Origin of the sequence: Pseudoalteromonas porphyrae (genome assembly GCF_001298125.1) — a bacterium.
GTDB lineage: Bacteria > Pseudomonadota > Gammaproteobacteria > Enterobacterales > Alteromonadaceae > Pseudoalteromonas > Pseudoalteromonas neustonica.
In genome coordinates, this window is record NZ_LHPH01000096.1 from 1 (window position 1) to 583 (window position 583).

Annotated in this window: 1 protein-coding gene; it reads right to left on the reverse strand. The window is 38.9% G+C overall.

Annotation, left to right across the window (positions count from 1 at the left end; all coding sequences use genetic code 11):
• Nucleotides 1–583: tyrosine-type recombinase/integrase (locus ADS77_RS22440; protein WP_054456219.1), on the reverse strand; the 583-nt coding region annotated here is incomplete at both ends.

Consider the following 583-nt stretch of genomic DNA (forward strand, 5'->3'; position numbering starts at 1 on the left):
CTAAACCACACGCTTGTGCGTGTTTTCTCAATGGCTTCCTGAAGGTCGATGCTGACATAGGTTTATCCATTAACAATCGCGAGTAAAACATCCAACCCGTTGGGTGATACATTTTCCAGTAACAACGTAATTGATTCAGTACACTATCTGATACAACTACGTAACGCGATTTATCTCCTTTACCATGTTCAATTAAAATGGTTTTACGCTGTCCATCGATGTCTTGCACTTTGATGCGCAGCAGTTCGCCAATACGCAAACCACATCCATAACACACCACTATCAATGTTTTTAAACGCATATCCGTGCAACTTTCTATAAGTCGACGAATATCATCACGCGATAAATAAGTAGGTGCCCGAGGTTTCGCTTTAGGCAAGGCTATGTCTAAGTTCAGTGGGCGATGTAAAATATTCTTAAACAAGAACCAAATGCTGTTTATTTGTATTTTTTGACTCGCTCTGGAGAGCTTGCGAATGGCAGGATCTTTAAAAAAGATATTCAGCTCATCATCAGTAATTAAATCGAGTGGTTTATTAAAATAATGGCTGAGTTTAAGTAAATGCTCGCAGTAACTTTTACA